General features: G+C 70.7%; 6 protein-coding genes and 1 pseudogene. 5 read left to right on the forward strand and 2 right to left on the reverse strand.

Going from position 1 to position 9,782, the window contains the following annotated elements; translation table 11 throughout:
- Nucleotides 1-92 precede the first annotated feature (92 nt).
- Nucleotides 93-635, forward strand: a pseudogene (locus tag ABZ749_RS20090) (IMP dehydrogenase); the annotation flags it as partial.
- Nucleotides 636-705: 70 nt separating this feature from the next.
- Here the strand turns inward: ABZ749_RS20090 and ABZ749_RS20095 are convergent.
- Nucleotides 706-1,821 carry a sugar phosphate isomerase/epimerase gene (locus tag ABZ749_RS20095; protein WP_357229858.1) on the reverse strand — a complete coding sequence of 372 codons (1,116 nt, stop codon included), beginning with the start codon at nt 1,819-1,821 and terminating at the stop codon, nt 706-708.
- A gap of 219 nt (nt 1,822-2,040) precedes the next feature.
- On the opposite strand from ABZ749_RS20095, the gene ABZ749_RS20100 reads away from it, so the two are divergent.
- Both ABZ749_RS20100 and ABZ749_RS20105 read left to right on the forward strand, forming a co-directional pair.
- Entirely contained in the window at nt 2,041-3,444 is a 1,404-nt protein-coding gene (locus tag ABZ749_RS20100; RefSeq protein WP_357229860.1) for a M1 family metallopeptidase, read from the forward strand.
- A gap of 110 nt (nt 3,445-3,554) precedes the next feature.
- Nucleotides 3,555-5,012, forward strand: coding sequence for a M1 family metallopeptidase (locus tag ABZ749_RS20105; protein WP_357229862.1), 1,458 nt, complete (start codon nt 3,555-3,557; stop codon nt 5,010-5,012).
- A gap of 7 nt (nt 5,013-5,019) precedes the next feature.
- On the opposite strand, the gene ABZ749_RS20110 is transcribed toward ABZ749_RS20105, so the two are convergent.
- Nucleotides 5,020-6,138, reverse strand: coding sequence for an LCP family protein (locus tag ABZ749_RS20110; protein WP_357229864.1), 1,119 nt, complete (start codon nt 6,136-6,138; stop codon nt 5,020-5,022).
- Nucleotides 6,139-6,283: 145 nt separating this feature from the next.
- On the opposite strand from ABZ749_RS20110, the gene ABZ749_RS20115 reads away from it, so the two are divergent.
- Together ABZ749_RS20115 and guaA are read left to right on the forward strand one after the other, a co-directional pair.
- A complete protein-coding gene (locus ABZ749_RS20115; protein ID WP_357229866.1) occupies nt 6,284-7,981 on the forward strand; it encodes a GMC family oxidoreductase in 1,698 nt (565 codons plus the stop codon).
- A gap of 152 nt (nt 7,982-8,133) precedes the next feature.
- Nucleotides 8,134-9,782 (forward strand): glutamine-hydrolyzing GMP synthase (gene guaA / locus ABZ749_RS20120; protein ID WP_357229868.1); only part of this gene is annotated, 1,649 nt, incomplete at its 3' end.

Raw genomic sequence — 9,782 nt, forward strand, 5'->3', positions numbered from 1 at the left:
CAGCTGATCGACCAGGCTGCCAACTTCCGCGTGCTTCGGATTCGGCCGGTCGCTGCCGAGCAGGGGATCCCCTTCGCAGCGCTGCATCTGCTCTGGTCGGTGGTTGCACCGACTACAAGACGGCGCTGCACCTGATGCGCACCGGCGCGGCCGGCGTGATCGTGGGCATCGGGGGCGACGAGTGGTCGACCACCGAGTCGGTGCTGGGCATTCGGGTGCCGATGGCCACCGCGATCGCCGACGCCGCGGCGGCCCGCCGCGACTACCTGGACGAGACCGGTGGCCGGTACGTGCACCTGATCGCCGACGGTGACATCCAGACCTCGGGCGACATCGCCAAGGCGCTCGGCTGCGGCGCGGACGCGGTGATGCTCGGTGAGCCGCTGTCGCTCTGCGACGAGGCCCCTGCCGGTGGTGCCTGGTGGCACTCGGCGGCGAGTCACCCGTCGCTGCCCCGGGGTGCCTTCGAGGTTTCCGGTGAGCCGCTCGGGTCGATGGAGCAGTTGCTCTTCGGGCCGGCGGACGAGGCCGACGGCCAGCTCAACCTGTTCGGTGGGCTGCGTCGGGCGATGGCCAAGTGCGGTTACCGCGACCTGAAGGAGTTCCAGAAGGTCGGTCTGGTCCTCGACCGCTGACCGATCCGTTCGGCGCCGAAAGGCCGGCCTCGCACCAGGCGGGGCCGGCCTTCGTCGCGTTCAGCGGGAGTTACTTCTCCACGTAGATCGTCAGGTCGGACATGTTGCGGTAGCTGGTCGCCGCGAAGTCGAGCGACTGGCCCTTGTTGTCCGCGCCGCCGGGGGCGGTGTCCATCTCCCAGTTGGCGTGGTGGAAGTTGCGCTCGCCGATGGTCTGGAAGAACTGCTGGAAGTTGAGGTCGCCGTCGCCCAGCGGGGTCATCTGGTACCCGTTGGGAACGCTGGTGTCCCGGTCGCCGTCCTTGGCGTGGAAGAGCGGGAACCGGGTGGTCCGGTCGGCCACGGTGAGGATCGGGTCGAACAGGTCGGTCACCTCCTGGCCGGCCGGGTTGACGTACTTCTGGTGCTTGTAACGGGCCACGTAGGCCCAGTAGATGTCCAGCTCGAAGAAGACGTACCTCGGGTCGGTGATCTCGAAGAAGTACTCCAGTCGGCGGATGCCGGAGGACCGGGTCTGCCGGCCCTGCTCGTCGCGTGGGCCCCGGTCGATCAGGAAGTTGTACGCGGCGTCGTGGTTGTGCGTGTAGAGCCGCATGCCCCGGGCCTTGGCCTGCCGGCCCAGCTCGTTCCAGATGTCCGCGGCGGCGTCCCACTCTGCCTTGTACGCGCTGCTGGTCGGGTCGCTGCCGGTGCCGATGTTCTTCATGCCGAGTTCCTCGGCGATGTCCAGCTGTTGCTGGAAGGTGGCCGGCTGGATCGTGGCGTGGGTGCCGTTGGCCACCAGGCCGTTGTCGTCGAGGATCTTGCGGATCTCGGCGGGGGTGATCTGCCGGCCCAGGATCTCGGTGCTCTGGGTGTAGCCGGCGAACTCGATCTCCTTGTAACCGATCTCGGCGAGTCGGGCGAGGACGCGCTCGAAGCCGTACGGCACCCCGCTGTCGTCGGGCGCGGCGGTGATCCGGTCGCGGACGCTGTAGAGGATGATGCCGCGGTTGCGGGCCGGGATCAGCGGCTCCACCCGTAGCTTGCTCGCGTTGCCGGGGTTGGCGAGCGCGGGGGTGCCGGTGGCGAGGACGGGTAGGCCGGCCGCGCCGATCGCGGCGGCGGCGCCGGCGGAGGCGGCGAGCAGGGATCGGCGGCTGAGCCGGCCGGTGGGGGTGGCGTCGGGGGCGGTGTGGTCTGGCATGGTTCCACCTTTCGCGACGGTGGTCGGAGACAGACACTAACGTCGGTCTAAGTCGAAAGATAGGTTCGATCGACGGCAGCTTTTGTTTGATCCGACGAAAGTTACTGATGATCGTCGATACCGGCCGCGCGGCCCGCGATGCTGACTACGCTCGTCCTGACCGCACCGCGCAGGAGGCCGAGAGACGCAGGAGGCCGCAACGCCGCAGGAGGGGTGGGCATGGTCCGGACCGGACGGAGACTGCGCGTCGCCGCGCTGACCTGCGCGATCTTGCTGGCAGTCACCGGTTGCACCGGCGACGACCGCGACGGATTCCGGCCAGGCGCCGCCGACGTCAAAGACCCGTACGTGCCGGGGCACGGCAACGGCGGTTACGACGTCGGGCACTACGGCCTCGACGTCCGCTACGACCCGTCGACCGACCGGCTGACCGGTCGAGCCGTCATCACGGCCACCGCCACCCAGGACCTGTCCCGGTTCAACCTGGATCTGGTCGGCCTGGAGGTCCGCGCGGTCAGCGTGGGTGACGCGGCGGCCGAGCACCGGCGCGGCGACGGCGAGTTGGTGGTGACCCCCCGCGACGGACTGCCGCGCGGCCGGCAGTTCACAGTCACTGTCGAGTACGCGGGCGTCCCCACTGCCGTCGACGACGGGGCGTTGGGCAGCGGTGGTTTCCTGCACACCGCCGACGGCGCGGTGGCGCTCGGCCAACCCGACTCGGCCGCCACCTGGTTCCCGGTCAACGACCACCCGTCGGACAAGGCCACCTACGACCTGGCCGTGACCGTTCCGGACGGCCTGGCCGCGCTGAGCAACGGCGTACCCGGGCCGAAGAGCAGCGCCGACGGCTGGACCACCTGGCGCTGGTCGGAGCGCGCCCCGATGGCCAGCTATCTGAGCACGCTCGTGATCGGCGACTACCGGGTGGTGACCGGCACGCACGCGGGCCGACCGATGGTCACGGCGGTGGCCGCGAGCCTGCCGGAGACCGGCGGCGCGGCCACCTCGCTGGCCCGCACCGGCGCGATCGTCGACTTCCTGGCCAGCCGCTTCGGCCCGTACCCGTTCGACTCGTACGGGGGGATCGTGATCGCCGACGACCGGATCGGGTACGCGCTGGAGACCCAGTCCCGGCCGGTCTACGGGCCTGGCTTCTTCGCGGACGACCGGCCGAACCCGAGCGTCGTCGCGCACGAACTGGCGCACCAGTGGTTCGGCGACAGCGTGTCGCTCACCAGGTGGAGCGACATCTGGCTCAACGAGGGTTTCGCCAGCTACGCCGAGTGGTTGTGGGAGGAGCACGACGGCGGCCGGACCGCCCAGCGCAACTTCGAGATCCAGTACGCGGCGACCGACTGGACGCAGCCGTCGGTCGAGCCGGGCCGGGAGCAGATGTTCGGCACTGCCGTCTACAAGCGCGGGGCGCTCGCCGTGCACGCGTTGCGCCGGACCGTCGGCGACGACCTCTTCTTCCGCATCCTGCGTACCTGGACCACCGAGCGGGCGGCGGGCAACGCGACCACGGCGGACCTCGTCGCGCTGGCCGAGCGGGTCGCCGGGCGGCAACTGCGTCCGCTCTTCGACGCCTGGTTGGTCGGTGGGTCGGCTCCCACACTGCCGTGATCCGGCCCCGCTGCCCGGTCGATATGCTGCCGCCTGCGAACGGCGGGTAGGCGCCGGTTCGCGTGGGACTGCGGAGGCCGTGACCGGCCACCGTGCGGAAAGGGTGTGGGATGCGCGGGACGCGGCACAGACTGCGAGTGGCTGCCGGCCTGCTGGTGGCCGGTGCGCTCGCACTGTCCGGATGCGACTCGGCGGGCCCGGAGGCGGCCTCGTCACCGAGCGCGTCCCCCACTCCGGCCCGGACGTTCGCCGCAGGCGCCGACGGGGTCGGCGACGCCTACTTCCCGACCTACGGCAACGGCGGCTACGACGTCGGGCGGTACACGGTGAAGGTGCGCTACGACCCGGCCAAGGACCAGTTGACGGGTACGACAACGGTGCGGGCCACCGCGACCACCGACCTGTCGTCGTTCAACCTCGACCTGGCCGGCCTGACCGTCAGCGCGGTCACTGTGGACGGCGCACCGGCGACCCACAGCCGCAAGCGGAACGAGCTGGTGATCAAGCCGGCTTCCGGGCTGGTCAACGGCAACGGGTTCGTCGCCGAGGTCACCTACGCGGGCAAGCCGAAGCCGCTGAAGAACGAGGCGCTCGGTGACGGGGGCTTCCTGCACACCGCCGACGGTGCCATCGCGCTGGGTCAGCCCGAGTCGGCCAGCACCTGGTTCCCGGTCAACGACCACCCGTCGGACAAGGCGGCCTACGACTTCGAGGTCACCGTTCCGGACGGCCTCACCGCGATCAGCAACGGCGTCCCCGGCGGGAAGACCAGCACGGGCGGTTGGACCACCTGGAAGTGGTCGGAGAAGTCGCCGATGGCCAGCTATCTGAGCACGCTGGTGATCGGCAAGTTCCGGATCACCACCGGCGAGCACAAGGGCCGCCCGGTCTACAACGCGGTCACCACCACCGAGCCCAAGGGGAACGCGGACGCGTCCATAGCGCAGACCGTCGCGGTGGCCGACTACCTGGAGAGTGTGTTCGGGCCGTACCCGTTCGGCGCGTACGGCGGTGTGGTGATCTCCGACAGCCGGATCTCCTACGCCCTGGAGACGCAGAGCCGACCGGTGTACGCGGCGAGCTTCTTCCGGCAGGGCGAGAACACCGAGGTCGTCGCCCACGAGCTGGCCCACCAGTGGTTCGGCGACAGCGTCGCGTTGGCCAGGTGGGAGGACATCTGGCTCAACGAGGGCTTCGCGACGTACGCGGAGTGGCTCTGGGCCGAGCACACCGAGGCGTACACCGCCAAGGAGGCGTTCGACAACCGGTACGCCAGCATGTCCGCGCGGGTGTGGCAGACACCGCCGGGCAAGCCGGGCGTGGAGAAGCTGTTCAGCGAGTCGGTGTACCAGCGCGGCGGCATGACCCTGCACGCCCTGCGGGTGGCCGTCGGCGACAAGGCGTTCTTCGAGATCATCAAGACCTGGGCGGCGGAGAAGCGCGACGGCACCGCCACCACTGCCGAGTTCGTGGCAGTGGCCGAGCGGATCTCCGGCAGGCAGCTCGACGCGCTCTTCGACGCCTGGCTCTACGGCACGAAGAAGCCTGCCCAGCCCAAGCGGCTCTGAGCCGCGGTCAGTTCTTCACGACAAGCTTGGGGTGGGCGGCCAGGTAGGCGTCGGCACGGCCGGCGCGGAGTTCGGTGAGGAACTTCCGGCCCTCGGTGGTGAGCTGTTCACCCCGGTAGGCGCTGCCCTTGCCGACGCCGGAGCCGGGTAGCCCCACCAGCGTGAAACGGTTCTCCGGCAGGCCACTGAGGGCGTACGCGATGTCGACGATCCGGCGTCCGCCCACGTAGACGAGCGTGTCTCCCAGCGCGGAGACCACCTGGTCGACGCGCTCGGGTTGCTTGGCCAGGCCCTCGTCCAGGATCTTGCGGGTCATCGCCCGGATCAGCTGCTGCTGGTGGCGCTGCCGGGCGTAGTCACCGCCGGTGATGTAGCGCTGCCGGGCGTAGTCCAGCGCCTGCCAGCCGTTGAGGTGCATCTCGCCCTTCTCGTAGACCTGCTGCGGCCCCTTGTATCCGCCCGGCGCGCTCTCCCGGTACTTGCCGTCCGGTCGGCGGTGCAGTGACTCGACCCGCTGGTCGATGTAGATGTCCACCCCACCGAGGGCGTTGACCAGCCGGTCGAACCCGTTGAAGGTGAGCACCGCACCCGCGTCGATGCGCAGCCCGGTGTAGCCGCTGACAGTGCTGCGCAGCAGCTCGTACCCCTGGGCCGTGCTGGGTTGTTTGGGTTTGCCCGGCACCCGGCTGCCGAAGCTCATGGCGTGCGTGAGTTTGGTCTTGCCGCCCTTGTAGCCGGCCTTCGGGAACGCAGGGATGTCCACCAGCAGGTCGCGGGGGAGCGAGAAGAGGTACGCCCGATCCAACCCCTTGGGTACGTGCAGCACCAGCACGGCGTCGGAATGCGGCTCCCAACCGGGCACGCTGACCCGGGTGTCCACACCCACCAGCAGCAGGTTGAGCGGGCCGGTGATGTCCGCGCCCGGCGGTGGGCCGCTGGGGCTCGGCGTCGGCGTGCCGACGGGTGACGGGGTCGGTGAGCCGGCCACCGGAGCGCCGCCCGGCTTGCTGTCGCCGGTCAGCCGGGTGACCACCACGGTGCCGGCCGCGATCAGCGCGACGACGGCGAGGGCCGCCAACCCCAGCAGCAGCCACCGTCGGCGCGGCGCCATCGACCCGAGAACCATCCTGGATTCCTTCCACCCGTCTGGTGAACAACGCTCCGACGGGTGCTCCGGGTTGCGGCCGGGAGGCGCCGGGTCGGTCGGCCGGAGCATGATCGCGCGAAAAGTGCCGCTGGCGCGAGCGCTACTCGCGAGTAATGATGCCTGTATGCGGTACGACGTGGTCGTCATCGGGTCCGGCTTCGGTGGCAGCGTCACCGCGCTCCGACTGGCCGAGAAGGGTTACTCGGTCGCGGTGCTGGAAGCCGGCCGCCGCTTCGCCGACGACGAGTTCCCGCAGACGTCCTGGCGGGTCCGCCGGTTCCTCTGGGCACCCAAGCTGGGCTGCTACGGCATCCAACGGCTCACCCTGCTCCGCCCGGCCGGTCGGCGATCCGGCGGTGGGGTGCTGGTGCTCTCCGGCGCCGGGGTGGGCGGCGGTTCGCTCGTCTACGCGAACACCCTCTACGAACCGCTGCCGGCCTTCTACGACGACCCGCAGTGGCGGGACATCACCGACTGGCGCGACGAGTTGGCCCACCACTACGACCAGGCCAAACGAATGCTCGGCGTCACCACGTACCCGGTGCACACCGGCGCGGACCGCGCCATGCGCGCGGTGGCGGAGCGGATGGGGGTGGGGCACACCTTCCACGCCACCCCGGTGGGCGTGCACATCGGCCGGCCCGGCGAGCGGATCGCCGACCCGTACTTCGGCGGTGCCGGCCCGGAACGCACCGGCTGCCTGCACTGCGGTTCGTGCATGACCGGCTGCCGGCACGGGGCGAAGAACACCCTCGTCAAGAACTACCTCTGGCTCGCCGAAAAGCTCGGGGTCACGGTCCGTCAGTTGACCACGGTGACCGCCGTCCGGCCCGCCGACGGCGGCGGGTACGAGGTGCACACCGAACGCACCGGCGCCTGGCTGCGCAAGGGTCGGCAGGTCATTCACGCGGACCAGGTGGTCTTCGCCGCCGGGGCGCTCGGCACCCAGCGACTGCTGCACGGGATGCGGGCCGACGGTGCGCTACCCGGGCTCTCGCCCCGCCTCGGTGAGCTGACCCGGACCAACTCGGAGGCGATCCTCGGCGCCTCGGTGCCCCGTCGACGGGCCCGGTCCGAGCGGTTGGACTACACCGAGGGGGTGGCCATCACCAGTTCGTTCCACCCGGACCCGCAGACACACGTCGAGCCGGTCCGCTACGGGCGGGGCTCGAACGCGATGGGGCTGCTCCAGTCGCTGCTGGTCGACGGCGGCCCGCACCGGGTGCGCCGCTGGCTGGGCAGCATCGTGCGGCAGCCCGGGTTGGCGGCGCGGATGCTGTCGGTACGCGGCTGGTCGGAACGGACGGTGATCGCCCTGGTCATGCAGTCCGTGGACAACTCGCTGACCACCCGGTGGCGGCGTGGCCCACTCGGCAGCAGGTTGGTCACCGGCCCGGGCCACGGCGCGCCCAGCCCCACCTGGATCCCCGCTGGCAACACGGCCGCCCGAATGCTCGCCGACGAGATCGGCGGCACCCCGGGCGGCTCCCTCACCGAACCGTTCGACATCCCGATGACCGCGCACATCCTGGGCGGGGCGGTCATCGGCGCCACCCCGGCCGACGGGGTGATCGACCCCTGGCACCGGGTGTACGGGCACGTCGGGCTGCACGTGGTCGACGGCGCGGCCGTCTCGGCCAACCTGGGCGTGAACCCGTCCCTGACGATCACCGCACAGGCGGAACGGGCGATGTCCTTCTGGCCCAACAAGGGCGACGAGGATTTCCGCCCGCCGCTCGGCTCCCCGTACTGCCGCCTTCCACCCGTACCCCCGCAAAACCCGGCGGTCCCGCCGCACGCCCCGGGCGCGCTGCGACAGTGACCCGCCGCCACCTCCGCGATCTTGCACTTTCGGTCGCTGTTGGGCGGCATTCGTGGCCTTTGTCGGGGCAGAAAGTGCAAGATCGCCGGGAGAGTGGATTGCCGGCGAGCCGGTGCCGGCAGCGGCCGTGACTGTCGGTAGGCTTCGTGCACATGAGCCTGCCTCGCCCAGTCCTCGTGGTGGACTTCGGAGCCCAGTACGCCCAGCTCATCGCCCGCCGGGTCCGTGAGGCGAAGGTCTACTCCGAGATCGTGCCGCACTCGATGCCGATCGCCGAGATGCTGGCGAAGAACCCCGCCGCGATCATCCTGTCCGGCGGCCCGTCCAGCGTCTACGCCCCGGACGCGCCGCGGATCGACGCGGGCGTGTTCAGCGCCGACGTGCCGGTCTTCGGCATCTGCTACGGCTTCCAGGCGATGGCCCAGGCGCTCGGCGGCACCGTCACCAGGACCGGCAACCGTGAGTACGGTGGCACCCCGCTGCGCCCCCGCCTCCTCGACCCCGGTGTGCTGCTGCGTGACCTGCCGGCGGACCTGCCGGTCTGGATGAGCCACGGCGACTGCGTCACCGAGGCGCCCGAGGGCTTCACAGTGACCGCCGAGTCGGCGGGCGCCCCGGTCGCCGCCTTCGAGGACCTGGCCGGTCGACGGGCCGGCGTGCAGTTCCACCCGGAGGTCGGCCACACCGCGCACGGCCAGGAGATGCTGACCCGCTTCCTCTACGACATCGCCGGCATCGAGCCGACCTGGACTCCCGAGAACATCATCGACGAGCAGGTCGCCCGGATCCGCGCCCAGATCGGCGACAAGGAGGTCATCTGCGGCCTCTCCGGCGGGGTCGACTCGGCGGTCGCCGCGGCGCTCGTGCACAAGGCCGTCGGTGACCAGCTCACCTGCGTCTTCGTCGATCACGGCCTGCTGCGCGCCGGCGAGGCCGAGCAGGTCGAGAAGGACTACGTCAGTGCCACCGGCATCAAGCTGAAGGTGGTCGACGCCACCGACCGGTTCCTCGGCGCGCTCGCCGGGGTGACCGACCCGGAGCAGAAGCGCAAGATCATCGGTCGGGAGTTCATCCGGGTCTTCGAGGCCGCGGCCCGCGAGATCGCCGCGCACGGCGACGTCGAATTCCTCGTCCAGGGCACCCTCTACCCCGACGTGGTGGAGTCCGGCGGCGGCACCGGCACCGCCAACATCAAGAGCCACCACAACGTCGGCGGCCTCCCGGAAGACCTGAAGTTCGCGCTGGTCGAGCCGCTGCGCACCCTGTTCAAGGACGAGGTCCGCACGCTCGGCCTCCAGTTGGGCCTGCCCGAGGCGATGGTCTGGCGGCACCCGTTCCCCGGCCCCGGTCTGGCCATCCGGATCATCGGCGCGGTCGACCAGGAGCGGCTCGACCTGCTCCGCCAGGCAGACCTGATCGCCCGCGAGGAGTTGACCGCCGCCGGCCTCGACCGGGGTGTCTGGCAGTTCCCCGTGGTGCTGCTCGCCGACGTGCGCAGCGTCGGTGTGCAGGGAGACGGGCGCAGCTACGGGCACCCCGTGGTGCTGCGCCCGGTCTCCAGCGAGGACGCGATGACCGCCGACTGGTCCCGGCTGCCCTACGACATCGTGGCCCGGATCTCCACCCGGATCACCAACGAGGTCGCCGAGGTCAACCGGGTGGTCCTGGACGTCACCAGCAAGCCGCCGGGCACCATCGAGTGGGAGTGCCGAGGAAGGTGCGCGGGATTTGGCGGCGGCCGGCGCGGCGGCGTAACCAGGACTCCGGGACGCGCAGCAGCACCGCGGCTTCTGCCGGTGTA

Source organism: Micromonospora sp. NPDC047753, assembly GCF_040642735.1.
In the GTDB taxonomy this organism is placed as follows: Bacteria; Actinomycetota; Actinomycetes; order Mycobacteriales; family Micromonosporaceae; genus Micromonospora.